The 24,745-nt window shown below is 46.0% G+C and carries 25 protein-coding genes and 1 pseudogene; 12 read left to right on the top strand and 14 right to left on the bottom strand.

Annotation, left to right across the window (positions count from 1 at the left end):
* Positions 1 to 35 precede the first annotated feature (35 nt).
* From QUA57_RS06795 to QUA57_RS06765, 8 genes and pseudogenes are all read right to left on the bottom strand, one after another.
* Positions 36 to 845 (bottom strand): SDR family oxidoreductase, encoded by an 810-nt coding sequence (locus QUA57_RS06795; RefSeq protein ID WP_333060072.1) that lies wholly within the window; start codon positions 843 to 845, stop codon positions 36 to 38.
* 285 nt (positions 846 to 1,130) lie between these two features.
* Positions 1,131 to 1,319, bottom strand: a complete 189-nt coding sequence (locus QUA57_RS28650; protein WP_445304461.1) for an AI-2E family transporter — start codon at positions 1,317 to 1,319, stop codon at positions 1,131 to 1,133.
* Positions 1,294 to 1,434 (bottom strand): hypothetical protein, encoded by a 141-nt coding sequence (locus QUA57_RS06790; RefSeq protein ID WP_333060071.1) that lies wholly within the window; start codon positions 1,432 to 1,434, stop codon positions 1,294 to 1,296. Before QUA57_RS06790 ends, QUA57_RS28650 begins: the two co-directional genes overlap by 26 nt.
* Before the next feature lie 209 nt (positions 1,435 to 1,643).
* Positions 1,644 to 2,072 (bottom strand): AI-2E family transporter, encoded by a 429-nt coding sequence (locus QUA57_RS06785; RefSeq protein ID WP_333060070.1) that lies wholly within the window; start codon positions 2,070 to 2,072, stop codon positions 1,644 to 1,646.
* Between the two features lie 86 nt (positions 2,073 to 2,158).
* A complete protein-coding gene (locus tag QUA57_RS06780) occupies positions 2,159 to 2,431 on the bottom strand; it encodes a hypothetical protein (RefSeq protein ID WP_333060069.1) in 273 nt (90 codons plus the stop codon).
* 479 nt (positions 2,432 to 2,910) lie between these two features.
* A complete protein-coding gene (locus QUA57_RS06775; protein ID WP_333060124.1) occupies positions 2,911 to 3,318 on the bottom strand; it encodes a potassium channel family protein in 408 nt (135 codons plus the stop codon).
* Positions 3,313 to 3,561 (bottom strand): annotated as a pseudogene (locus QUA57_RS06770) (cation transporting ATPase C-terminal domain-containing protein); the annotation flags it as partial. The pseudogene QUA57_RS06770 and the gene QUA57_RS06775, both read right to left, overlap by 6 nt.
* Positions 3,562 to 3,566: 5 nt before the next feature.
* On the bottom strand, positions 3,567 to 3,695 hold the full coding sequence (locus QUA57_RS06765; protein ID WP_333042544.1) for a DUF3122 domain-containing protein: 129 nt from the start codon (positions 3,693 to 3,695) through the stop codon (positions 3,567 to 3,569).
* Between the two features lie 188 nt (positions 3,696 to 3,883).
* Here QUA57_RS06765 and QUA57_RS28645 point away from each other — a divergent pair, with 188 nt between their 5' ends.
* Positions 3,884 to 3,952, top strand: coding sequence for a hypothetical protein (locus QUA57_RS28645; RefSeq protein WP_445242254.1), 69 nt, complete (start codon positions 3,884 to 3,886; stop codon positions 3,950 to 3,952).
* Here the strand turns inward: QUA57_RS28645 and QUA57_RS06760 are convergent.
* Positions 3,947 to 4,150, bottom strand: coding sequence for a hypothetical protein (locus QUA57_RS06760; protein ID WP_333060068.1), 204 nt, complete (start codon positions 4,148 to 4,150; stop codon positions 3,947 to 3,949). The genes QUA57_RS28645 and QUA57_RS06760 overlap by 6 nt on opposite strands.
* Positions 4,151 to 4,500: 350 nt before the next feature.
* Between QUA57_RS06760 and QUA57_RS06755 the strand changes: the two genes are divergently transcribed.
* On the top strand, positions 4,501 to 5,532 hold the full coding sequence (locus QUA57_RS06755; protein WP_333060067.1) for a caspase family protein: 1,032 nt from the start codon (positions 4,501 to 4,503) through the stop codon (positions 5,530 to 5,532).
* Positions 5,533 to 5,860: 328 nt separating this feature from the next.
* Positions 5,861 to 8,698, top strand: a complete 2,838-nt coding sequence (locus QUA57_RS06750) for a tetratricopeptide repeat protein (RefSeq protein WP_333060066.1) — start codon at positions 5,861 to 5,863, stop codon at positions 8,696 to 8,698.
* A gap of 2 nt (positions 8,699 to 8,700) precedes the next feature.
* Here the strand turns inward: QUA57_RS06750 and QUA57_RS06745 are convergent, their stop codons facing one another.
* Both QUA57_RS06745 and QUA57_RS06740 read right to left on the bottom strand, forming a co-directional pair.
* Positions 8,701 to 9,300 carry a glutathione S-transferase family protein gene (locus QUA57_RS06745; RefSeq protein ID WP_333060065.1) on the bottom strand — a complete coding sequence of 200 codons (600 nt, stop codon included), beginning with the start codon at positions 9,298 to 9,300 and terminating at the stop codon, positions 8,701 to 8,703.
* 84 nt (positions 9,301 to 9,384) lie between these two features.
* Positions 9,385 to 10,347 carry a glycosyltransferase family 2 protein gene (locus QUA57_RS06740; protein ID WP_333060064.1) on the bottom strand — a complete coding sequence of 321 codons (963 nt, stop codon included), beginning with the start codon at positions 10,345 to 10,347 and terminating at the stop codon, positions 9,385 to 9,387.
* A gap of 285 nt (positions 10,348 to 10,632) precedes the next feature.
* Here QUA57_RS06740 and QUA57_RS06735 point away from each other — a divergent pair, with 285 nt between their 5' ends.
* The gene (locus QUA57_RS06735) at positions 10,633 to 11,256 is read left to right on the top strand and encodes a TenA family protein (RefSeq protein WP_333060063.1); all 624 of its coding nucleotides are present in this window, start codon (positions 10,633 to 10,635) and stop codon (positions 11,254 to 11,256) included.
* Positions 11,257 to 11,967: 711 nt separating this feature from the next.
* On the opposite strand, the gene QUA57_RS06730 is transcribed toward QUA57_RS06735, so the two are convergent.
* Positions 11,968 to 13,260 (bottom strand): pentapeptide repeat-containing protein, encoded by a 1,293-nt coding sequence (locus tag QUA57_RS06730; RefSeq protein WP_333060121.1) that lies wholly within the window; start codon positions 13,258 to 13,260, stop codon positions 11,968 to 11,970.
* Between the two features lie 120 nt (positions 13,261 to 13,380).
* Between QUA57_RS06730 and QUA57_RS06725 the strand changes: the two genes are divergently transcribed.
* A complete protein-coding gene (locus tag QUA57_RS06725; RefSeq protein WP_333060062.1) occupies positions 13,381 to 13,836 on the top strand; it encodes an aspartyl protease in 456 nt (151 codons plus the stop codon).
* 267 nt (positions 13,837 to 14,103) lie between these two features.
* Here the strand turns inward: QUA57_RS06725 and QUA57_RS06720 are convergent, their stop codons facing one another.
* Positions 14,104 to 14,616, bottom strand: a complete 513-nt coding sequence (locus tag QUA57_RS06720) for a DUF1648 domain-containing protein (RefSeq protein WP_333060061.1) — start codon at positions 14,614 to 14,616, stop codon at positions 14,104 to 14,106.
* Positions 14,617 to 14,717: 101 nt separating this feature from the next.
* Here QUA57_RS06720 and def point away from each other — a divergent pair, with 101 nt between their 5' ends.
* The 4 genes from def (at position 14,718) to QUA57_RS06700 (ending at position 18,321) form a co-directional block, all read left to right on the top strand.
* Positions 14,718 to 15,278 carry a peptide deformylase gene (gene def / locus QUA57_RS06715; protein WP_190659061.1) on the top strand — a complete coding sequence of 187 codons (561 nt, stop codon included), beginning with the start codon at positions 14,718 to 14,720 and terminating at the stop codon, positions 15,276 to 15,278.
* On the top strand, positions 15,278 to 15,478 hold the full coding sequence (locus QUA57_RS06710; protein WP_199292547.1) for a hypothetical protein: 201 nt from the start codon (positions 15,278 to 15,280) through the stop codon (positions 15,476 to 15,478). Before def ends, QUA57_RS06710 begins: the two co-directional genes overlap by 1 nt.
* A gap of 184 nt (positions 15,479 to 15,662) precedes the next feature.
* Positions 15,663 to 17,000, top strand: a complete 1,338-nt coding sequence (locus tag QUA57_RS06705; RefSeq protein ID WP_333060060.1) for a PrsW family glutamic-type intramembrane protease — start codon at positions 15,663 to 15,665, stop codon at positions 16,998 to 17,000.
* Between the two features lie 268 nt (positions 17,001 to 17,268).
* Positions 17,269 to 18,321, top strand: a complete 1,053-nt coding sequence (locus tag QUA57_RS06700) for a Gfo/Idh/MocA family oxidoreductase (protein ID WP_333041122.1) — start codon at positions 17,269 to 17,271, stop codon at positions 18,319 to 18,321.
* Positions 18,322 to 18,603: 282 nt separating this feature from the next.
* On the opposite strand, the gene QUA57_RS06695 is transcribed toward QUA57_RS06700, so the two are convergent.
* Positions 18,604 to 19,590, bottom strand: a complete 987-nt coding sequence (locus QUA57_RS06695; protein ID WP_333060059.1) for a GDSL-type esterase/lipase family protein — start codon at positions 19,588 to 19,590, stop codon at positions 18,604 to 18,606.
* 407 nt (positions 19,591 to 19,997) lie between these two features.
* Between QUA57_RS06695 and btpA the strand changes: the two genes are divergently transcribed.
* The 3 genes from btpA to QUA57_RS06680 all read left to right on the top strand — a co-directional run bounded on the left by btpA (position 19,998) and on the right by QUA57_RS06680 (position 24,679).
* The gene (gene btpA, locus QUA57_RS06690; protein WP_333041132.1) at positions 19,998 to 20,885 is read left to right on the top strand and encodes a photosystem I biogenesis protein BtpA; all 888 of its coding nucleotides are present in this window, start codon (positions 19,998 to 20,000) and stop codon (positions 20,883 to 20,885) included.
* Between the two features lie 260 nt (positions 20,886 to 21,145).
* Positions 21,146 to 22,069, top strand: a complete 924-nt coding sequence (locus tag QUA57_RS06685) for a vitamin K epoxide reductase family protein (protein WP_333060058.1) — start codon at positions 21,146 to 21,148, stop codon at positions 22,067 to 22,069.
* A gap of 474 nt (positions 22,070 to 22,543) precedes the next feature.
* Positions 22,544 to 24,679, top strand: a complete 2,136-nt coding sequence (locus QUA57_RS06680; RefSeq protein ID WP_333060057.1) for a CHASE2 domain-containing protein — start codon at positions 22,544 to 22,546, stop codon at positions 24,677 to 24,679.
* Positions 24,680 to 24,745 lie beyond the last annotated feature (66 nt).

Genomic DNA, 24,745 nt, shown 5'->3' with positions numbered 1-24,745 from the left:
AGCCTATTTCCTCCCCATAGTTTCTCCCAGTTAATTTAGGCAGACCAAGCTTCGCGAAAGTCAGCATAGAGGGTCAATCCACCATCAATATAGAGCGTTTGTCCAGTAATGTAAGCCGCTTCATCTGATGCCAGAAATGCCGTTGCTGCAGCCATTTCCTCCGATGTGCCTGCCCGTCCCATTGGGATATGGCTTTCGACCACTGCCTTTTGTTCTGGATTGTCAGTCCAGCTTTCATTAATCGGTGTAATCGTCGCACCGGGCGCAATAGCATTGACACGGATGCCTCGGTTGGCGTATTCCAACGCTAGGGTTTTAGTCAGATTTCCCATGCCACCTTTGCTGATGGAATAGCTGATATACATCGGGCGGGGAATGATTTCATGCACACTCGAAATATTGATAATCACCCCAGAGCGCTGCTGCTCTAACAGATGCTTAATGGTTTCCCGCGCACAGAGATATGCACCTCGCAAATTGACGGCAATTATGCGATCGAATTCATCGGTTGGGACTTCATGGGATGCGCTTTCTGTTTGAATCCCAGCATTATTAATCAGGATATCCAGACTACCAAATTTATCAATGACAGTATTCACCATACGAAGGATGTCGTCTTCTTTGGAGACATCTCCCTGAACTAATAGCGTTTCAACCCCGCATTCCGATGCTTGTCCACAGGCTTTTTGCAGAGCTATTTCTTCAGTATCTTCTGCCTCTTCTAAGCTTTTGCGATAGTTAACGGCAATGTTGCAACCTTCTTGAGCGAGACGAATGGCGATCGCCTGCCCAATGCCTGAACTCGCTCCAGTAATGAGTGCGTTTTTTCCCTTTAAACCTTTCATAATTTCTCTCCTAGAGATTGAACAAAAAATGTTGTAATCGAAACCTCACCACAACTAGCTTCAACATCAACCAGAAGGTTATTCTGTCTTTTCCCCAGGTATTTCATCAATATCCAGGAGGCTGATTATTACGCCTGCGATCGGGAGCGACAGAAAAACTCTGACCAATCCAGCGACTGGCGCCCCCACTATAGCAATCCTAAATCATTTGTGAATTCTTACTCCCTCCCCTTGGTAAGGGGAGGGTTGGGGTGGGGTAAAAAATTTACGACTCATTTAGGATTGCTATAATAGCGCAAAGAACATAATGACTGGATTTATATTAATGGAGTCTTGCATAATACGGGGCCTGAGTAAGTTTTTTTCAACCTGCTGTAAGACAATGCAAACCACTAAAACTTTCAAGCTGAGCAGAATTCCTTGAGGCAGAATAATCAGGCAGATGAGGCTAATCCCAATCGTTGCGCCAGCCAATACCGGGAATCATGTAAAATGCGCCTGCGACTGCTGCCATGACCAGTGCATAGGGAATATTAGGCAAAATAAACAGCACAAAGGTAGAGATGCCGAAGAAGATTGATAACAGCACCCGACACCAAAGAAACCAAGAAAATTATTTTGAATTGCCCTGGTCAAATCATCGCGTAATCCGGATGGAAAGAGTCTCACGATCAGATTCCCTAGTCGTCTACCATCTAGCAGCATAAAGAAGCGAACCACCGCAATCACAATCACATCTAGCAAGTTGAATAACACATTTTGCTGTGTGGAAAAACCCATGCCCATGATGCCGAGGGGTTATTCGCGCAGTTGTGTCTCAAAGGTGCTGAAATCGACCGTAATGCGCTTTTGCAGAAACGATTGGAGTGTTTCCAACAGTGCGATCGCCCACTCTAAAAATTGAGGAGCCTGTTCCAATAAATGCTGTGCTTGGGAAATGATAGCTAATCCTAACGTTGCCATTAACCCACCTAGAATCAACAAGGCAAGTAAAAACACCAGCACAAGCGGTACCCAACGAGGGATGAAACGAGATACAAATTTGACTGGAGAGTTAAGCACAAAGGCGAGAATGGCTGCAAAAATAGAAACAATCAGAACCGTTTCAAAATATGCCAACACCTGCACGATCGCCCAGCCAAGCGTCCATCGTAGCAGGTAGCGAATGAGTGGAGGATTTTTCAGGTGTTCCCACATCCTATTGGTGTTAATTTTTGGATTGTCCATGACAGCCGGTCAACCTCTCCACCGTTCCTCATCCGCCTGATTCAAGGTTTTGCTATACTTTATTGATTTGATTTATGCTTACCTAATTATTGAAGTTTCCCTACAATCAGACCGACAAGCACAATCAAACCTAATGCTCTACGAAAGTAATTAACTCCTTGAAATAATTCTTCCCAAGCCCAAGTAAACAAAGAGCCAAAAGCTACTAGCTCCAACCCTAAATTAATTTTACCTGTTGTAACAATGAGCGTTAATAAACTAGCTACAATCCCGACACTCAGTGGTAGATTTGGGGTCTGAGCTATAACAATTTGGCCTTCGCTGTCGCGGAATGTGCGATCGAACAATGTGTTTTCCATGAGTTTCTCGTGTCAATGTAATAAATAGAACCAGGTTAACATTCAATACTGCGGGCATTTTTGGTAACGATACTACAAGCTTTAGAGGGCAAGGATCGTAAAAAAGTCAAATTAAAGGCAAGTCAGGAGTGGAGATGACATTGATTTAATTATCTGCTGGGCTTCAAAGTATTGAGAAAATCCGCCTTTGTGCCTAGAAAAACTGTCCGCACTATTGAACAGTTAAACAATTTGACTTAGGCTTGATAAAGTGGGGATTTTTGATTTCCAATCATAAATTGATTCGGTTGATTTTTTCCAGCGTTCTAAATATTTTTGCGTTGAGTGGTTAGACGGTAATTTTATAGTAAAAGTAAAGAATTTAAATATCCTCTGTCGCTTGGCAGAGTTGAGATTAGAATATTATCTATAATTGGACAGACATAATCGTTTGTCTACTATAGCATCGAGAACGATCGACCTCATGCTCAACTCTAAGGTTAGCAATTCACAGGTCTAAACCTTTTAGTGAAGCAGGCTTGAACCTCTGTTGGCAGTTCAGTAATTTCTGTTTCCAAAGCTTGAATAGATTGTGTAGCCGCTATTTCTGCTCGATCGCTCTCGGCCTCCTGGCTCACAAAAAATGTAGCCAGGGTTGCTGTAAAATAACCGCCTAGCGCGATCGCACACAACGCCAGCAAAAAACAAAGCACCCGCCCTTGGGCTGTTTTCGGAAAGTAATCAGAGCCGATCGTGCTCATCAACATTCCCGTCAACCACAGCGCAGTGCCATAGTCATTAATGCCAGCACTACCATTAGGAAACTCGCACTCAAACGCATTAATGCCAGCCGCGCCAATTAGAGTGACGATCGCTATCACATTATGCAAGAGGAGCAAACCGCGCATAGTGTCAGCCGATAAGGGCTCAAAAGCTAGAGTGGCACTAAGGGCGACGGAACTCACCATATTCACCCAGAGAATCTGCACGGGCAAAATTGGCAAGGTGATACCAGCCAAGATTCCCACCACTATGGTCATCGCCTCTCCACCGTTGACGGGTAGGATAAACCCAATGGTTTTCAACAGGTTGCCATAAACGGTGCGTCCTTCTTCTACGGCGGCTTCGATGGAGGCAAAGTTATCATCTGAAGCACTCAATCGATCAATAAACTCCCAAAAGTCGAGACAATCGCACTACCACCGGGATGAATACGCTTAAAGGCGATCGCCTGCCAGGAATTTCCGTTGTGATCTCGCAGGTTTTGCCGGGATGGGTAGAGCATTGGCGCTGGATATTCTTCGATTTACGTCACAGTAGCAAACTCCGCGTCCTAAACCTACAAAAACCCGGTCTAAATCCATCGCAGCGGCTCTGGTTGCCGGTAGTGTCAAGCTAAATCCAACTACGCCCATAAAGCCGTAATTCTTAATTGTACCTCATAGCATCGGAAAGTGCTGTAAATCGAGCGCATTGATACTGTTGCTTAATCAGTTCAAGAGTCTGATTATCTTGATTCTAATTTTTGCTGCAGTGCTATAGATTTTCCTTCAAGAGGCGCCAGATGCCATATTTTTGGACACTCAGCCGGATTTCTACAAAGCTTGTTTGTGCAACGCACAGTTGCGCTTTGCCAATGGCTTTGTCGCTGAAGCTGTTTATGGAAAAGGAGAGACTTATTGGCAGTATTAAAAGATTTTTACCATCTACGGAACCGAAAAAAGGCTGGTTTTTACTCATGATTTTTGTTAATTAATTTCGGAATAAATAGGCGCTGTTTTAAAGTAAAAAAGCACCGAAAATGGCTTGTAAAATATACCGACACGATGGTGAAGTATTTGTCAATCTATACGCATACATACGTGAATAAGACCAGTAGTTTGTACAATTTGAAAGTTGCCAATGCTGCCCGCTATCGAGCGAAACTGGAAGAAAGGTAGCGATAACGAGTAAGCACTAAAACTAACAGCTTAGTCTAGTATTTATTTGGGAAGTAGCTTGATTGTGTTTTTTAGTTTATCCTGGTTTAGGAACTATATATTATTAATACAGGTTGAGGGATTGTTGTTTTCTGCTGGAGTTTTTTTTAGATGTCCGATCTATTTACCCACGGTTACGCGCTGTTGATTGGTGTTGGTAATACTGCTGACCCCAGGGGATCGCTTCCAGAAACAGCCAAGGATGCTCAAGCGCTCAAAGATTTGCTCACTGACGCAAATTTTTGTGCATATCCCAATACGCCCGATCATGTCCGGTTGTTACAGAACCAGGGTGCGACTCGCAGTGCCATTTTGGATGATCTGGACTGGTTAAAAGGATCTGCAGATGCAGACCCAGATGCCACGATCGTCATTTACTATTCTGGGCATGGTATGTTTGACCTCGCCAGTAATGCTTACTACTTACTCCAACATGATTTTGATGGGCAAGCCATTCCACAAACAGCCCTTTCAGCCGAAACCTTGAGTGAGAAGTTACGCAAGATCGAGGCTAAACGTCTCTGGGTCATCATTGATAGTTGTCATGCGGAGGGGATGGCTACCGCTAAGAATAATCTGCCAGCAGACTTTTTGCCTACAGCGTTGCCGAAAGGGGTGATTGATGCCCTGAAGCAGGGGGAAGGCCGGGCGGTGTTCACCTCATCACGAGGAAATCAAAGTTCTTGGGTGCGTCCAGATGCCATCCTCAGTCTCTATACCTATCATCTGATTGAGGCGCTGAAGGGAGCGGCAAATCAACCGGGCGATCGCCTCGTCAGAATTTCCAACGTCATGACTCACTTGGGAAAAACAGTTCCACAGAGTGCCCGTAACCTCTGTCACGCAGAACAAATCCCGTTTTTTGATGCAGCGACGGAGGATTTCCCAGTGGCTATGTTGCGCGGTGGCAAGGGACTGCCCAGCCAAACCCAGAGTCCAGAGTTGCCTAGGGTGATGACACATCAAGAAGTGATGACCCCTGCCTTGGCAATGGCGAAGCGATCGCTGGCTATTCTAGAAGAACAGGCTGCTGGCTTTGGGAAGCTGCAAATGCCTGGTCATCTGCGGATTGACCTAGAGGAAAAACGGCGAGAGGTGGCAGAATTGGAAGCAAGATTGAGAGATGGGGAAGTCAATGGATGATTGCGCCGATCTGGAAAAAATACTAATTGCTCATCAAAAAGCGCTTGCATTGATGGAAGTACAAGCGGCACACTACACCAGTTCGACGATTCCAGTACACCTGAAGATTCAACTGGATGAAAAGCGAGAAGAAGTTGCTCGACTAAAGGCACAATTAAAAGCGGCACAATTAGCAAAGAAACAGAGTCAGCAGTCGGCTCAGTCCGAGATTAATCGTCAATCTCCGATGCGATCGCGAGTGCCAGATAGACATTACATAGAACGAGATGAGGCGAAAAGGCTGTTAGAACGCTTTGCCTTAGCACTCAACGAATCTGAGGGACAACCCTTGCTATTCAATATTTGGGGAACTGGCGGAGTTGGTAAAACAACGTTACTGGGGCGGTTAAAGGATGCCCATGCAGGCGAAGTTGATTTTCTGGAGATTTGTTTTGCGAAAACGCCCGATATCGAAACTCCTCTAAAATTGATGCGAAAGCTACATGAGCAGGCTGTTGAGCGTTTTGGATGTGAAACGATCGCCGATTCATTCAAACAAAAGGAGGAGCAGTTTGAGTCAACTCTATACAAGTTGAGTCATGAGTCAATTGATGGTAAAACAACTAGCAGCGAAGAAGCAAAGAAGATTACAAGCTGGTTTCAACGCTTCATCTGGCTAAACCTAATAGGTTTGACCTCCACCTCAAGTAAGCCGACATCCTTTAATGTTTCAGGGGTAGGTTTTTCTGCATTAGCGGCGATTGGAGAGGATGCAGACAGCTTGCAAGAATCGATCGAGCAGCGAGTGCGGAATCACCCTGCGACCAAAGACCAGCCTGAGCTACAGGCTCTGATGTTACAGCCAGTTTCCAAACTGACGCAGGCATTTGCTGAAAGTCTGATGCAATTTGCCCAAAGCAGAGGACGATCGCTCGTGCTGATTTTGGATACCTATGAAAAAGCACAGTCTTACCTGAATCAATGGCTGTGGCAGTATTTGGTGGAAGATACTGCGTTGTCTTGTGCACCAGTAAGGCTCGTGGTTGTAGGGCGGCGATCGCTGCAAGCAGATGAGGGTTGGCGCAAGCTCAACCAGGATCGGAAGTTGATCCTTGAGGTGCCACTTAAGAAGTTTAGCAGGAAGGATACAGAGGAATATCTCAAGCAAATTGGCATTGAAAATGGCGGTATACGCGCCAAAATCTACAAAGCAACACAGGGATTACCCTATTATCTAGATTGGGTACGGAAGCAACAAGAGCAAGGTCAAAAACCTGATTTTTCCCAAGGTAACCAAGAGATCGCTAAATTACTTTTGCAGGGGATAGAGTCCCGGCATCGGAAAGTTTTGTATGTGGTAGCTTGTTGTCGATGGTTCGATCGGGCGATGATTCAATATTTGCTTGGAAGCGTTGAATTAGGCTTACAACAAGATGCGGATAATGCAGAGGCTTACTTTGAATGGTTGAAAGACTTAGATTTTGTTGAGTTTACCAAAGGGCACTACCGCTTAGATGATGTGGCGCGGGATGTCTTTCGCAAATCTTGTTCTCTGGAGCCTCAAAACCAGTTTCGCAAAACTCATGCTTTACTAGCCGATTACTTCCAGCAACAAGCCGATGAACTTGTTACTACTGAAATGTTTTTACCCGATCAGTATGAGGATAAAAAGTGGCGAGAACTGATAGCAGAGTGTCTCTATTACAATCTTTTTGGCAATGGAAAGGAAGGACTCCAAAAATATATTGAACAGGTCTTTACCGCAGTGTATCTGAAAGAACCAGATGTATTTATGGCTCCCTTTGCTTTTATTTGTGCAGAGATAAGTGAAGAGAACCAGAATCTGCTTCCCAAAGCGACAGACAAATTTTTTAAAGATTCGGGAAGAGCTCTCAGCTTTGGCTGGAAGTTTCTACATATACACCCAACAAAGTACAAGATTAAATTTAAAGGTGAGAATACTCCTTCAGAACAAGCAATTGAGGAATTTTCCAAACAAATTGAAGTATCTATTCAATCCCTGTTGGGCTATGTTGGCGATCTCAAGGATAGTCTAGGCAAGTGTGCAGGACTGATCTATAAGTCTTTACGTTGCAATACATTCAGAGAAATAACTGATTCACTGTTGCAAGGGAAAAGCCAGTGTGAAAAATTAACTCACTGCGATCCGAAACTGAAGCATACTCTTTTTTCAATGCTTGGTGACTTACTGGAAAGTGCAGAACGTTACAAGGATGCACTGGATTGCTATCAGAAAGCACTGGAGTTAGACCAAGGTAATGCATCCTTTTTTGTTGGGCAGGGTGTTGCTCTAGGCAATCTAGAGCGATATGAGGAAGCGCTGGAAAGTTTTGAAAAAGCGACTGACCTCGATCCTGAATCTGTTGAGGCTTGGAGAAAGAGAGGGGTTGTACTAGGCAATCTAGAGAGATATGAGGAAGCGCTGGAAAGTTTGGAAAAAGCGATTGACCTCGATCCTGAATATGTTGATGCTTGGGTAAATCGAGGCGGCTTACTCCATAATTTAGAGCGATATGAGGAAGCGCTAGAAAGTTATCAAAAAGCGCTCGGCCTCGATCGTACATCTGTTGAGGCTTGGGTAAATCGAGGGAATACGCTCAGAAATCTAGAGAGATATGAGGAAGCACTGGAAAGTTATAAAACAGTGATTGACCTCGATCCTAAATCTGTTACTGCTTGGGCAAATCGAGGGACTGCTCTCCTTCATCTAGAGCGATATGAGGAAGCCCTTACTGCTGGCGATCGAGCTTTTAAAATTGATTCTAAGAATCTTCAAGCACTGAACACTCAAGCACTAGCATTAAGTCTTCTCAAAAATTTTGAGAAAGCTATTACAGCCATTGATGAAGCAATTAGCTTAAACCCTCAAGAAGTGATACTCAGGGCTAATCGTGGCATTATTTTGGCAAGGGCTGGTCGATACACCGAAGCCCTTGCTGAGTGTGAACAAGCTATTAAGCAAAATCCTAAGCATGAGAGTGGCTATTACGGTAAAGCCTGCTGCTACGCACTACAAGGTGAGATTGGACAGGCTATCGATAATCTAGAGAAAGCGATTGATATTTCACCTCGTTTTAGCCGAAACGAAGCAAAACACAACCCCGATTTTGACAGTATCCGAGATGATGAACGATTTCGAGCTTTGATGCAATTAGCCTCAATTTAATTTCATTGTGTAATTTTTATATATCGAGGTTGACTTTTTACGCGATCGATCCAAGTTTGAATTGCTGGAAATCTGGTTAAATCAAATCCGCCTTCGTCAGCAACGTGAGTATAAGCAAATAAACCGATGTCAGCAATTGTATAGCGATCGCCCGCAAAAAACTCATTTTCTGCTAAATGCTGTTCCATCACCCCCAAAGCAGCATAACCCGGTGCTTGTTTTTGTTGAAGTGCTTCCTGATATTCTTGTGCTTTCCCTGTCATATACCAAAAACGAGAAGTAGCAATAAAAGGTTCGTGGCTGTACTGTTCAAAAAACAACCACTGCATGACTTGAGCCCGTTCAAATTTATCCGTGGGGAAAAACTCAGTTTCTTCGCTCAAGTAAAACATAATCGCATTCGATTCAAACAGAAATTTACCCGGTGCGATTTCTAACACCGGAATGCGGCCATTGGGATTTTTGACCAAAAATTCAGGTGTGCGGCTTTTTCCTTCGAGAATATTAATTTCTGTGCGATCGAAGGGAATATTAAGTTGAGTTAAAAGCAAGCGAACTTTATAGCAATTGCCCGAGGGGGAATACTCGTAAAGTTTAAACATCAGTCTTGAGAAGATTTTACGATCTTAAATTATCTCATAAATTCGATAATTGAGGCACGATGAGTTAACAGTTGTTTGCTAAAATTATTTTGGCGATCGGTGTCGATCGCTAAAACCAGCCACTTCTGCCAAAGTATAAAGCGGCCGGCCCTTCACCTCCTCGTAAATACGCCCTATATACTGGCCCAAAATCCCAATACTAACCAACTGCACCGCACCCAAAAAGAAAACCGCCATCATCACAATTGTCAAACCCGTTAAGGCCGAACTTGGATAAAAAATCCGCCAATACAAAATCAAAAAAGCCATTAACACAGATACAAATGCCGCAAATAATCCCATATAAATCGAAAGTCGGAGGGGAACTTTTGAAAAAGATACTAAACCATTCATCGCCAAACTCAAAGATTTTCTGAATGTATACTTGACCTCCCCAGCAAAACGCGGATCGCGTTCAAACTTAACCGCCGTTTGTTTAAAACCAATCCAAGCGCGCAGTCCCCGAATGTAGCGGTTGCGTTCAGGCATCGCATTTAGCACATCCACCACGCACCTATCCATCAAACAAAAATCTCCGGTATCTATCGGAATATCAACATCAGCAAGATGGCGCAAAATGCGATAATACATATAAGCAGGCAACCGCTTAAACCAACCTTCTTGACGGCGGTGAGTGCGCTGAGCATAAACAACTTGATAGCCCTGCTGCCATTGTTCTACCATCTCTATAATTAGCTCTGGCGGGTCTTGCAAATCGCCGTCCATGATGACTACAACTTGACCTCTAGAAAAGTTTAAACCAGCAGTTACAGCTATTTGATGACCGAAATTGCGGGCAAAACTGAGGTAACAAATTCGCGAGTCTTTTTCGTGCAATTCTCGCAAAAGTTCGAGAGAGCGATCGCGGCTGCCATCATTGATTAAAATTAATTCTACTGCGCCGTCCATTCGCTCCATCACGGCACTAATTCGCCGATAAAGTTCAGCGAGATTTTCTTCTTCGTTATAGATAGGTATTACCAAGGAATACTTAGGTGTATCGTTCATTGCAGTTTCTATTTAAAAATCGGCTTTTCAACCGTTCAATCAAAAGTTTATTTTTCCCCAAACACCCTGGCTGCTTCACGAGAGAGGTTCGGCACGTAATTTCGCTCTTTTAGGCAGACAACAGCAGCCCACAACATAGCCGCATACCAAAACTTATCTATTTTCTTAAATACGAAAAATAAAAGATACCATAAGACTGACACACGCCAAGCAAAAACATCTGTTATTATAGATGTTTAGTCAGACTATAAAAATTACAATCATAACCCATCGATTCAAAATGGCATGACAAATTCCAATTATCTTTGGCAAGCAAATCAAGACTTAAGCGAAGCTTGTCTGCAACATCCCTTTGTCAGAGGCATTGCTGACGGCAGCCTCCCCCAAAATAGTTTTGCATATTACGTTGCACAAGACGCATTTTTTCTGGGAGCCTTCGCTCGCGCTTACAGTATCGCTGCGGCAAAAGCACCCGACTGGGAGGGGTTTGAAATCCTCCACAATCTCGGTAGCGGCGTTTTAGAAGAACTTCGTTTGCATCAAGGATATGCAGCCAAATGGGGGGTAAACTTGCAAGAGGCAAAACCGGGAATCGCTACCCGCCGCTACACAGATTTTTTATTAGCGACAGCCTGGGGGAGTAGTGTAGGTTTGACAGTAGCCACCATGACTCCTTGCTTGCGGTTGTATGCTTTTTTGGGACAGCAACTAGCTAAACCTAATATACCGGAACACGCCTTTAGCGACTGGATTTCCACCTATAACAGCTCGGATTTTGAGATTTTAGCAAAACGGCTGGAAAGTTTGGTCGATCGCTACGCAGAGGCTGGGCCAGAGGTAGAAGCAACCTATCGCTACGCTATGCTATGCGAAAGAGACTTTTTTCAGGCAGCTTGGGAAATAGAGTAAATTAAGTTTATGCAAAAGATATGGAGAAGTGTCTTAAGCTACCTACACCCTCACAGCAAATTTCACAGCCATGTACAGCAGAAATGTAGCAAATAATTTCATAACACCATATCCCCAACAAGGCGGATCAATCAACACTAAACCGAGTGCTATTGAAAGCTCGACAATACCGTAAGCTTAGGGGTGAAATGATTGCCTATCAACGGAATTTATGAGTAGCGTTAAAGATCCAAAACCGAAATATCCGACTGTAATGCTCAGCCTATTTTACAAATACAACAAATAGCAACTGCCCTAAATTATGGCAACTTTACTAATAGCTTAAATCTGCCACTAATACACTAAAAAACTCCCAAATATTAATTATTAGCCCTGCTACTTCCATTTGCATTCCCAGAGTTGTGAAGCCGCGCATTAGCAAAAGTAACAGCGGCTAAAAAGCCATAGAATGCTGCTGCCCATCATCTGCAGAGCTGTTACCTAAATTAGTGCTTTCTAGGTGCCATTTATCGTCCCATAAAAAAGCACCTAGCAGCAACAAAAATTAACCCTTCCAGGCTTTTGGAGCGCTCCAGGCGCGGAATTACTTCTAGCCTTAAATCCTTATTTGTCAGGGCTAAAACAGCGCAAGACTGTAGATTTAAAATTAAAGTATAGTCCGCTGCCAAGCGATCGCCAAATATATACCTAAGTACAGCGGTACTGCTAATTTTAACGTCCGAGTTTATTGGGAATCCCTTCGCAGCCGCCGGGAATAGTCTCTCTCGACTTCGAGCCGCACCAAGCGCAGCAGTAATAGCGTTGCTCCTCCGACAGCCGCTTGACACCGGTGAAATCAACACGTTCCACCACAGCGCCGGTATGTTCACCCGTTTGATAGTTGGGAAATTCGGTACGGCTGCGGGGGGATGCAGTTTGTGCCGAGCCGTAGAATAATGCGGCGGCTCTCATGTCGGCGCGAGCGAGATTGGCGTCGTACAAGACAGCGCGCGAGAGGTTGGCTTTCACTAAATCGCACTTGCTGAGATTGGCGCGGACGAGGTTGGCTTCGCTCAAATCGGTCCAGCGCAAATCGGTGCCAGCCAGGTCAGCACCCGCTAACATGACATTGAGATCGATAACGCGGATACCGTGATCTCTGTCTTCAGCGTAGCCGCCGTCGCCGTCAAGGATGGGGCGGCCTAAAAGCCGATCGCGCTTCAGAGGAGTAACCAATCTCGACTGCGACAAAAACCGCAGAATTTTAGCTTTACCTTCAGCATCTACACTGCTCATAATCGCAGCGGTGCGGCCTTCTGCGATCGCCCTTTCCTGCGGCCAGTCTTCCAAAAACCCTTGTTCGTCAAGGGCTAAGTCGGAAACCCCTTGAAAATAAGCATCGATTGTTTGCTGCTGCGTAATTCGATTTTGCTGAATCGTCAAATCTTTCGAGATCACGTACTGCCGCCAAGCCACGTAAACGCCCAAAATAGCGATCAAAATTTGGCCCAAAGCGCCGATCAACTCGCCGAGAGCGCCGATGGCGTCCCAGTTGATTTGGATGTTGCGGCTTCCCGGTTCAGTATTACTACCGCTGAGCATCAGCAAGCCAACAATCCCAGCTAAAAGCCCGAAGCAGGCGACGATCAGAGTGCGCCAAGTCGGCGGAATTACCTGCGCCCAGATTTTGCCCCAACTCGGCCACATCAGCCGCAGCGATATGCTGATGGCACCCACGGCGCCAATTAAGCCCAGCCAAATGTTGTCATTGGCCAGCCCAAAAATCATCGCTGCGATCAACCCCAGCGTCAGCACGGACCCCGACTTCTCAGTAGTCGTTTGTTCCGGCTGCTGCGGCAAAAAAACCTTGCGAGTTGGAGGCGGTGGCACCGGTTTTTCGGGTTCAGCAGTAGCGACGATTATCCCTGATTCTGGTGGCACATTAGGGTTCGCACCGTTCAGACTTTCTACAGTCACGTTAGATTCAGGGCGATTGGGTTGAGAAGAGTTTGGTTCGGGTGTCATGCGTTGAGACAAATTCTAACTGTGGCTGGTCAATAAAACGATTTTAACTAACTAAGCAGGATTCTAGATAATATTACAATAGAAATCTCCACTAATTACACTCAAATGAGGTAACGTACTATGACCCTGGTACTCCCCAATCTGCAAGAAAAACAAAGGGGTCAAGTTGTTACAACAATCGCCGTCACGAATCGCATCGATCTAGTTATGGCTGAACGGGGATTCATTGCTGCTCGGGAAGTTCGCTCTGTTACCCTCAATAACGTTGTTGTCGATACCGGAGCAACTCTGCTTTCCTTGCCAGCTCCCATTATTAGCCAACTCGGTTTAAAACAAGTAGGAGAAAGAGATGTAGAAACATCGGCTGGTATCAAAAAATGTCGATTTTTTGCAGGCGCTCAAATTATTGTAGAGGGGAGAGAAGGCAGATTTGATTGTTTAGAATTGCCCGAAGGCGTTTCTGCTGTTTTGCTGGGGGTAATTCCCATGGAAGAACTAGGCTTAGAACCTGATTTGAAAAATCGACGGTTGCGAGTATTGCCGATGAACAATCAGCAAACATATCTGATGGGTTAGTCGATCGGCGTTTACCGTAGCACAAACCTCTGGGCTGTGATTCCTATTATGTCCAGTCAATTAGCCACCATCAAAAATGTTTGTAATGAGGACTGAACTCCTCAAAGTTATATGAGGAGTTTAGTCCTCATTACAAACTAATTTACCAACTAATTTACCAACTAATTTTATTTCGTTGATAGTTAGAACATAATATCATGGGTGGTTAATTTTTATTAATATCAATAAACTTATTCTTTGGGTAGATGTAAGTTTTTGGCGCTACATTTAGCGAGCAGAATAAGCCTTGAGCAAATACACGCCAACCGTCCCAAATATCAAAATAATTATCCCCAAAACTAACTCCACACTAAACCTTTGAGCATTGCCCAAAGCGACCAGAATTTGCTGCCGCACCACAAACGCCAACAGCCAGCAAATCTCCGCCTTCAGCCAAGCCAAAAGGCCTCGCCCCAACAGATATTGCCGGCGAGCGTTCTCAGAAGTAATCCGTACCGGATAATTAAAAGTATGGGGATAGCGCGAAACCGCAGTTAAAACCGCAAAAATAATGGCAGCAACCGCCGGCATGATCCAAATTGTCACCTTGTCGCCCCAAGCATCAGCCAGCCCCCCCAAGCCGAAATGTATCGGAATTCGATCGGGCAAAACCGCCCAAAACTTGACGATGAGCAACACAGCCAGCAAAATCGCGATCGCACCTAAAAGCTCTACTGCCACTAAAACAGGCGAAAGCCCCAGAGAAATAACCGGCCGTTGGTTTGGTGCGTTTCCAGTCATGGCTACTTAAAATTAGATTAATATTGAAAATAATAGTATTGGTTCCAATTTCATTCCCCAACAGCTTTAGTTGGGGGTTTCCAAACATCCCGCGAGGTTCTATGACGGCTCAGGTCTTGATTGAAAAGAAAAAGTTAGAAAAACCGCCCCTAACAATACACACATTAGGCGATCGCGTCCTGCGGCAGCCAGCCAAGCGCGTCAAAAGCGTCGATGCAGAAATTCGGCAGCTAGTCCGAGAAATGCTGCAAACCATGTACAGTGCCGACGGTATCGGTTTGGCAGCCCCCCAAGTCGGAGTCCACAAACAAGTAATTGTCCTCGACTGTGACCCGGAAAACCCCGCCACGCCCCCAATTGTTTTGATCAACCCCACCATCAAAAGTAGCAGCGGCGATATCTGCATCTTGCAAGAAGGGTGTTTGAGCATTCCGGGAGTTTATTTAGAAGTCAAACGCCCAGAAGTCATTGAAGTATCCTACCGCGACGAATACGGCCGCCCACAAACCCTGATAGCAACAGAGTTACTGTCGAGGGCAATTCAGCACGAAATGGATCACCTCAACGGAGTGCTGTTTGTAGACAGAGTAGAAAACAAGCTGGCACTGAATGAAGCATTAGTCAAGCATAAATTTTCCCCCAAGGCAGTAAAATCAGTATGATGGCAGGAACTCCGAAAAGTGGTTTACTCTTAGCTCTTTCGTGCATCACTGCGATCGCGGCAGTCGGCTCCATCTTTGAGCTGTCATCGGGAGAAGCTCAACTTGGCAATTTAGTCACGGGCATCATCCTCGCCCTGAGCGTACCGCTAACTGGCATATTTTTCTATGCAGCCGTTCAGGATGCCAGGGCAAATCTATAAGCAGAGTTTTTAGTCATTAGTCATTAGTCAGCAGTAATTAGTAATTAGTAATTAGTAATTAGTAATTAGTCAGCAGCTAACAACCAATAACTGTGGAATAAAGACTGCTCAAAAATAACATCAGCTAACAGCTCGCGAGCTCATGACCAATGACTAATGACTAATGACTAATGACTCATAACTCATGACTAATGAAATCGGATTTCTGCGACAAGTGCCAGCCAAAGACGCTCTGGGAACCCCAGTATCCAAGTACCAACTTTCTGAAGAAGGGGAATTGGTTATCGGACGCGATCGCAATTGTCAAATAGCTTTAGAGTTGATCGGTCACGGCATGGTTTCCCGTCGCCACGCCATGATCCGTCCCCTAACTCAGGGTACTTTGACGAGATGGGAAATTTGCGACCTCAACAGCGCTAACGGAACTTATATCAACGGAAAAAAGCTCTCTGGCTGCCAAACTTTAGAAACAGGCGATCGCATCAGTCTCGGCCTTGACGGCCCTGAATTTATATTTGAATCTCCCGTAACCTCTTACCAAAATCAACCCGGATTAAGAGCACCACAAACGGGCAATTTTGCTGGTAGCGAAAAAGACGCTCTCACTTTAACTCAATTATTCCCCATCGCCTCCACTGGCAAACAATTAAGCCAAAAAGCTTACTTATATCCAGGTATCGCCACAGTTATTGTTGTCGTGTCGATGTTTGTCGCCGTTGGAAATTCCGCAGCATTCAACTTGCTGCTGTCAGCTTACCTCGCCGGTGCGGCTTACTACTTTATCTATCAACTGTGCGGCAAACACAAGCCTTGGTGGGTCTTGCTTGGTTCGGCTTTAGCTACAGTCCTGATTGTGATCAGCCCCTTATTGATTGGATTTATATTCGTATTTAGAGAAATTTTGCCCGGCCGCCTGCCAACCGAAGGCGAAACAATCAGTTTTTTGCCTTTTTTGAACAGAATGTTTTTCGGGGCGGGTCTAATGGAAGAATTGCTGAAAGCCCTGCCCGTTTTGGGAGCGATGTTGCTGGGAAATTGGCTAAAAAATCCGTGGCGCGATCGAATCGGCGTTTGGGAACCTTTAGACGGAATTCTGTTAGGAAGTGCCTCGGCTGTCGGCTTTACACTGTTAGAAACTCTGGGGCAGTACGTTCCCAATGTCATCCAAAATGTCACCCTGCAAGCAGGGGCGGATGCGGGACAATTAGTAGGATTGCAGTTGCTAATTCCCCGCATTTTGGGTTCCGCCGCCGGACACATGGCTTACAGCGGCTATTTGGGATATTTTATCGGTTTGAGCGCCCTCAAACCCAGGAAGCGCTGGCCTATTTTGGGCGTAGGTTATTTCAGCGCTTCGGCACTTCACGCTTTGTGGAATGCGTCAGGAGCAGCCAGCGTACTTTTGCTGGCCTTGGTGGGAGTTTTATCCTATGCGTTTTTGGTAGCGGCTATTTTGAAAGCCAGAGCTCTTTCTCCGAATCGGGAGCAAAATTTTGCCACCAGAATATTTTCTCAGAAGTGACTGCTGACTGCGGACGAGCGCCCCCGAGTTAGATTCATACTTAACTAAATTTGTCAATACGCAATTTCCAGACATTTGACCCCTGTATTTTACCCTTGTGTATGACTAGCTTCTGCTTAATTGCCTGATGCCATAATCGCAACTGAACTTAGAAATTCTTCACAAATAGTTTGACTGTGGTACTATCTGGATGGCTGTGAGTAGCTGAAGGAAGCCAAGGGGCTTGATTCCTGTGGTGGTGGAGGAGAATCCAGGAGTGCTAGATAGGATGTCATTGGGATACGCAAACGTTTTCGCCCAGCGAAGTCAACCTGAACCCCTCCGCATTGGGGTGATTGGGGTTGGCAATATGGGCCAGCATCACACGCGAGTTCTGAGCTTGCTAAAAGATATCGAACTCGTGGGTGTTGCAGACATAAATGTAGAGCGGGGAATAGATGTAGCAAGCAAATACCGGGTTCGCTTCTTTGAAGACTACCGAGATTTGCTCGCCCACGTAGATGCAGTTTGCGTCGCCGTTCCAACTCGCCTGCATCACCCTGTGGGGATGTCTTGTCTCCAAGCGGGTGTTCACGTTTTAATTGAAAAGCCGATCGCGGCCAGCATTGCCGAAGCCGAATCTTTGGTCAACGCGGCTGCTGAAGCCCACCGGATTTTACAAGTGGGTCACATCGAGCGGTTCAATCCAGCTTTTCAGGAACTCGGCAAAGTGCTGAAAACTGAAGAGTTACTGGCATTGGAAGCTCACCGGATGAGTCCCTATTCCCAGCGGGCTAACGACGTATCGGTAGTTTTGGATTTAATGATCCACGACATCGACTTGCTTTTGGAATTGGCAGATTCCCAAGTGGTGAAGCTGACCGCCAGCGGCAGCAGGGCCTCAGATTCAGGTTATTTAGACTACGTGACAGCGACGTTGAACTTTGCTAACGGCATTGTCGCCACCTTGACTGCCAGTAAGGTGACGCACCGCAAACTCCGTTCAATCGTGGCTCACTGCAAGAATTCTCTGACAGAGGCAGATTTTCTCAACAACGAAATCTTGATTCACCGACAAACAACCGCCAATTACGTGACGGATTACGGTCAGGTGCTATACCGTCAAGATGGGTTGATCGAGAAAGTTTACACCAGCAATATTGAACCGCTCCACGCCGAATTGGAGCATTTTATTAATTGCGTGCGGGGTGGAAATCAGCCTTCTGTCGGAGGAGAACAAGCTCTCAAAGCTCTGCGGCTTGCGAGTGTGATAGAGCAAATGGCTCTCGACGGTCAAGCTTGGTATCCGAAAGAGCTAGAGTCTACTTTGCAAGTTAGCTAAATCGAGACAAATCCTGTCGTTTCCGGGTGCTTTTACAGTTTGGGTTTGTTGTTCGTTGAAGAGGGTAACTGTTCCCATGCAACCGGATTCGATATCAGTCGATTTGATATTGGACAATTCGGCGTGAGAAGTTCGGCGAGCGCGTGCGTGGAGTTGCGCTCAGTCGAACGATTTTAGGCTTTAGATTGACTCTGCAGATGAATCTGGGGGCTTGAACTAAGGTTTCAACTTTTTTGCTCTTGACAACCGGAGTCGTGGGCAAGTATCCGTCTTTAGGTAAAGTCACGATTTATGCCAAAAAAGAGCGACTATTTGACGACTGATGGTTTTGCTAACTAGCTGATTTCCTTGAGGACTCAGGTGAATGCTGTCTCGATACAAAGTTGGAAATTCGACCGCACAATTGAAAATGGGAAGAAAATCTATGTAAGTAATTTTCTCTGTTTCTACGACTTCGGCGAGACGCGCTCTAGCTTTGACTTCCCAGTCGCGAGGGCCCGGGCCGCCGAGTTCGCCTCGCTTGGGCGTGACGGCTAGCAAAAACTCGACGTTGGCGGATACAGCTATTTTCTGGATTTGGCGAATAGCTTCTAAGTTGCAGCCTACTACATCGCCGCTTGTGGCTCTGGGTGCTGCCAATTGGGGAGTCGGCACGGCAGGTAGCAGGTAGCGGCTCAATAACTCTAGCGTAGCCGATCGGGGTTTGTGATCCGGGTAAGATCGATCGCGACCCACAACCAGAGGACAGGGAGCCGATGCAAAAAAATCGTCCGTATTGAGCAGCAACACCACAGCATTTGCCCCAAAAACACCGAACCGCTTGGCGTAAGCAAGTTGATTCCTCGGCCCCCAAGAATTGGCTGAGGCGTTGAGAACTTCAAAATTTAAATAGTTGACTTGTGAACCTAATTGTGGAGCGCTCGCCAGATTCTGTACTTGCAGTCTCAAATTCCGAGCCATAATTTCGGAGATGGTATCTGTCTGATGTGTCCACCAACCGCCGTTGGCGACAGAATCTCCCAACAGCAAGACGCGCAGAGTTTCTGGAGGGGGTATCGGGGCGATCGCTGGGCTACGCATCGAATACTCGTTAATCTCAATGCGGTTGCCCAAGCGACGCACCTTCTGGTTGGGCGCCAACAAATAGCCGCACTCGGCATCGGCAATATAAATCAAGGGATTACCAAAACCCAGCAGCACCCGCAGCAGCACTTCGATTGCCGCCCCCAATCCTGCGGTGACAGCCAAAATTATGAGAACAAGTTTCACCACTTAACCTCGATAGAGAAGGATAAACCCCTGCCGACACCAAGGTATAAAAAAGAATGCAACTGCTGTCAAGCTTTCAACCCCGATTGTAGTCAGTCGATTTTAGATTAAAGATTAAAGCATTGACTCTACAGATGAATCTGGGATATCTCGCTAAAATCTAAACTTTTTTGCTTTCGAGGACTCCTGTCTAGAAGCAAGTATCCGTCTTTAAGTGAGGTGAGTAGGTCGCCTATGTAAAATCTAAAATCTAAAATCTAAAATCTAAACTGTTATGGCTGCGGGGTTTGAGCAACTTGGCGACCCGATTAAGTCAACCGAATCGCCCCCGTGGATATAGAATTCTAGAATATACCGTCAAAATCCGCCGTCAGCCGTCAGTGAACTTGGTGGTTTCAGGAAAATCCGTGGACTTAAAACAAATATTCAAAACGCCGAATCCCATAATCGGTGTCGTACATTTACAGCCTTTGCCAACTTCTCCCCGCTGGGGGGGAAACCTCAAAGCTATTATCGGAAGAGCCGAGCAAGAGGCTACAGCGCTGGCTTCTGGTGGCGCAAACGGTATCATTGTCGAGAACTTTTTCGACGCTCCTTTTGCCAAAGACAGCGTAGATCCGGCTGTGGTAAGTGCCATGACTCTGGTAGTCGAGAGGCTAACAAATCTCGTGACGCTGCCGATCGGCGTTAACGTGCTGCGAAACGACGCCCAAAGCGCGATCGCCATCGCCTCCTGCACAGGAGCTCAATTCATCCGCGTCAACGTCCTTAACGGCATCATGGCTACAGACCAAGGCTTAATTGAAGGCCAAGCTCACCAGCTTCTGCGCTACCGCCGGGAATTGGGCAGCGATGTCAAAATATTAGCAGACGTGTTAGTCAAGCACGGGCGACCCCTAGGCAGCCCGAACTTGACCACAGCCGTCCAAGAGACGATCGGGCGCGCTTTAGCCGACGCCGTAATCCTTTCCGGCTGGACAACTGGTAGCCCTCCCAATCTCGAAGACTTAGAACTCGCGAGTGCAGCAGCGGCGGGAATTCCTGTTTTCATCGGCAGCGGCGCCTCGTGGGAAAACATTTCCACCCTCATGCAGGCCGCTGACGGCGTAATCGTATCGAGTTCCCTGAAGCGAAACGGCCGCATCGAGCAGCCCATCGATCCGATCCGCGTCAGTCAGTTTGTAGAAGCCGCCCGCCGCAGCTTGTCACAGAAAGAGCGCGAACAGGAAAATAGAGATGCTAATGGCTCAAGAGGGCCAACACCGGAACCGGGCAAAGTCACAAGTAAAACGTAAAATGGGAAGGGGTAATGGGTAATCGGTAATAGCTGCAAATGAAGAGCTAACAGTGAAAAAAGCACACTTATCAATCACCAATTCCCAATTTCTTTGATTCACGACACGGAAGTCACGGATACATGGATAGATTTCTTTTCTCTGACTTCTGACTTCTTCCCTCAACATCCATCCGTTAAATCCGTTAAAACCCTTACCTTGCTAGTTGCCCAAATTCCTTATTCTTTCAACGTCCCAATTATCAATTACCAAATCAAAAAATGATTCGCCGACGTTCAACCCCTTGGATTCATCGCTGGTCTAGGACTGTGATGGCAGCGATCGCAGCCATAGGCGTCGTAGAAACGGCCTATCTCACGATCGCTAAATTCACGACTGGCTCGGTCATTTGTCCCACCAGTGGCTGCGACAAAGTTCTCAACAGTCCCTACGCTACAGTCTTTGGCACTGTGCCTTTAAGTTTGTTAGGCTGTCTGGCTTACCTGAGCATAGCAATCCTGGCATTGGCTCCCAAAGCTGTAAATCCCGACACCAAAAAAGGACTGCACTCTCAACTAGAAAAAAACACTTGGCAAGCGCTATTTATCATCACCGCTGCGATGGTAATTTTCAGTAGCTATTTGATTTATTTGATGGCTTTTGAAATTCAGGAACTGTGCATTTACTGCATCACTTCTGCCTTATTTTCGCTGTCGCTGTTTGTGCTGGTGCTAGTCGGGCGCGAGTGGGAAGATATTGGACAGTTGGTGTTTACAGGCATTTTGGTGGCAATGGTGAGTTCGATCGGTGCCTTGGGACTCTACAACAGCGTCAGCGCACCTGTCTCTACTGTCTCTACCCCCGGTATTGCACCTCCTCCCATCACTACAACCTCCGGCCCGGCACAAATTGCTTTGGCTCGCCACCTCCGACAAATCGGCGCGAAAGAATACAGCGCTTACTGGTGTCCCCACTGCCACGACCAAAAAATGCTTTTTGGTAAAGAAGGTGCTGCCATAATCGATTATGTTGAATGCGATCCCAAAGGCCAAAATTCCCGCACTGCACTTTGCGAAGCTGCTGCTGCTAATATTAAAGGTTTCCCGACTTGGGAGATTAATGGTCAGTTTTATTCGGGGACACAATCTTTGGATAAACTCGCTGATTTATCGGGTTACACGGGCCCCCGCAACTTTCAAAACTGACAGGAAAGTTGGAGATGTTAGATGACAGATTTTAGATTGATGGGCAGGAAATATCCTGGTTTTTAACTTAGTTTATCGTTGGCTCGTGCTGCGAAATCAATCTAAAATCTTGCATCTATAATCAATAAAAAAATAGTAAAGATTAGTGAGAACGAAAAATATTAAAACAAGTTCGGGGTTTCTAGTATGTAGATAGCCGAATAACTCCTAAAACTTTTACATCATAAAAAATGCAATAAACCGGGTTTCTGCTTCCAGAATGATTGTTGAAATGACATATTTTGGTTGCGAAACCCGGTTTCTCCTGTTGCAGCCCGATCGCACCGAAAAACCAAAAAATTGGATAATCTAAAATCTAAAATCTACTCGCCCGCACCGAAAAACCAAAAAATTGGATAATCTAAAATCTAAAATCTAAAATCGACTGAGCAGATCGCCCCGGAGATGTAAAACCTATAGGTAGTAGTAGTTTAGATGCTCACAGGGCGAGGCCCACATCCCCAAAATATGCTAGAAAGTATCAAAAAATGGGTCGATCAAGAACGCCGAGTATTGATTACTGCGAGTGCGGTTGCTAGTACGGTGATTGTAATGCGCTGGTTCGGATTTTTTCAGGTGTGGGAATGGGCTGCTTTCGACCAATTTGTGCGCTGGCGGCCGGCCGAGCCCATTGACTCGCGCATCGTCATTGTAGAAATTAAGGAAGCTGACTTGCAAAAATACGGCTACCCAATTTCGGATGCTGTCTTGGCGCAATTGCTGCAAAAATTGCACGCTGGCAAGCCGCGGGCGATCGGCCTCGACGTTTACCGAGATTTGCCAACTCAACCGGGTAACGCCGAATTGCTCAAAACTTTTAAAACTATTCCCAACTTAATCGGCATTGAGTTGATGCCAGACGAAACCCGCTTCGGAGTTCGCCCGCCTCCGGTACTTGACAAGCTCGATCGAATTGGTTTCAACAACGTTGTCATCGATGCTGACTCAAAAGTGCGGCGAACTTTGCTCTACGCTTGGCCCGGAGACGGCAAAACTCATCAAAGTTTCGCACTCAGACTGGCTTTGCTTTACCTCAAAAGCGAAGGAATTTCCCCTCAGCGAGCAAGAGTCAATCCTAAATACTTGCAGTTAGGCAAGGGGGTTTTTCGGCCTTTTCAACCGAATGACGGTGCTTACGTTCGATCGGACAGCCGTGGCTATCAAATTTTGACCAACCTGCGCGGCCCGCGAGGCAGTTTTCGCACTGCATCGATGGGCGATGTGCTTTCTGGCAGAGTACCTGCTGATTTTGTACGATCGCGCGTTGTCTTGATCGGCTCAAATGCCCCCAGCCTCAAAGACTTTTACCAAAATGCTTACAGTTCCGGTTGGTTTGGTCCTCCCCAGCAAATACCGGGAGTCGAGCTTCAGGCTCACTTCTTGAGCCAAATTTTGAGTGCGGCTCTCGACGGGCGCGGGGGTATCAATGTCTTGCCAGAGGCTGCGGAGTTGCTGTGGATTTTACTTTGGTCTTGGGCGGGAGCAAATGTGAGTTGGAATTTGCGCTCGCTTGGTCGATCGGCTTATTGTTTATCGAGTATCTGTCTCGGCCTGAGTGCCACTTTATACTTAGTCTTTTTAGCCGGTTGGTGGCTACCGTTAATTCCTCCCATCCTCAGTCTTTTGGGTTCTGGTGCCGCAGTTGTGGGTTATCTGGCGCACTTGCAAGAAGAATTAAAACGGTCTAAAGAATTTTTACAATCACTAATCGATACAATTACCGACCCGATTTTTGTCAAAGATCGAAATCACCGCTGCGTTGTTTTGAATCAGGCATATTGTCGGTTTATTGGCTATCCTTTAGAAATTTTAACTTGCCGAACCGATTACGAATTATTTCCCCAAGCCGAAGCCGAGATATTTTGGCAGCAAGACGAATTAGTATTGCAAACTCACCAGCCGCGAGAAAATGAAGAATATTTTACTGACGCTCACGGAATTACGCATCTGATTGCGACTAAAAGATCCCTGCATAAAGATGCTGCCGGCAACCTATTTTTAGTCGGAGCAATCAGAGATATTACCGAGCGCCAACTCCGGGCAAATGCCCTAGAACAAAAAAACGCTGAACTCAGCCACCAAGCTTATCACGATGCCCTTACCGGTTTGCCCAACCGCCAAAGGTTCTACGAATGCTTGCATCGGTCTCTAGAAATAGCCTCCAGCACTCAAGAATTGGTAGCTTTACTGTTTTTAGATTTAGATGGATTTAAGTCAATCAACGACAATCTCGGACACAATGTGGGCGATTTACTCTTAAAAACAGTTGCCAGTAGGCTCAAAAAATGCTTGCGTGGTAGCGATACAATCTCGCGGTTGGGCGGCGACGAGTTCACAGTCATTTTGCCCGCAATTCCAGGTCGCGAGGAAGCTGCGAAAGTAGCTGAAAAAATTTGCGACGCCATCATGCAGCCTTTTATTTTAGAAGAACATACCGTTTCTGTAACTACAAGTATTGGCATTAGTTTATATCCCATGGACGGTCAAGAGCCAGAGATGTTAGTTAAGAATGCCGATGTTGCGATGTATCGTGCTAAAGAACGCGGGAAAAATCAATATCACTTTTATTAATTAAGACCAGTTTCAAAAAATAATGCCACTGTAGGTAAAGTCCCCAGTTCGATATTGATAAGTCAT

Source organism: Microcoleus sp. Pol7_B2 (assembly GCF_036701035.1).
Taxonomy (GTDB): domain Bacteria; phylum Cyanobacteriota; class Cyanobacteriia; order Cyanobacteriales; family Microcoleaceae; genus Microcoleus.
Note: the sequence above shows the minus strand (reverse complement) of the source record. Positions and strands in the feature narration are given on the sequence as shown.